Genomic DNA, 658 nt, shown 5'->3' on the forward strand with positions numbered 1-658 from the left:
CGGGCCTGCGCCTCGGCATCCGCCGCCAGAGCGGCGGCCTTCGCCTCCTCGCTGGCGCGCACGGCGGCAATGGCCGCCTTCACGCGCTCGGCCTCGTGCTCCAGGATCGGCGTCGCCGAGACGCCGGGCGGCACCGCCCACACGAAGGCGTCGAGCTTGCCGGAGATGGGCGAGATCGGCGCCCAGTGGTCCGAGACCACACCGTCGGCGATCCAGGCCGGATCGCGATTGGCGCGCACCGCGCGGGCGGTCCATTCGCGCGCCTTGCCAATGTCGGCGTGCTCGGCCGCCTCCAGCTCCGCCATCAGCAGGCACACGCGCTGGCTGGGATCGGCCAGCAGCGGCTCCAGCACCAGGCGGGCGTGCTTGAACTCCTGGGCGTCGATGGCGGCGCGGGCCAGCGCGATGGCGCTTTCGCGCGCGCTCGGCGCCTTGTTGGCGAGCATGCGGATGCGCTTGAGACGGTCCTGCGCCGCATCGCCGGGGCGCAGGTGCGCCTCCACCTCGGCCAGCTCGGGGTGGGGATTGGCGGCGAACGCCGTCTCGACGATCTTCGCCGCCTTCTTCAATTTCGCCCGCGGCGCCGAGCAGGCGGCCGGCGCAGGCCGCGGCGGGGACCAAAGTGGGGGGCGAGGCGCACCGCCTCCGTGGCGCGCTC

The 658-nt window shown here is 74.6% G+C and carries 1 pseudogene; it reads right to left on the reverse strand.

The window, feature by feature from the left end:
* A pseudogene (locus tag AC2W7M_RS26935) lies at window positions 1-569 on the reverse strand (heme biosynthesis protein HemY); the annotation flags it as partial.
* Window positions 570-658 lie beyond the last annotated feature (89 nt).

This window comes from Xanthobacter sp. BG11Y11_SDJG (genome assembly GCF_057364445.1).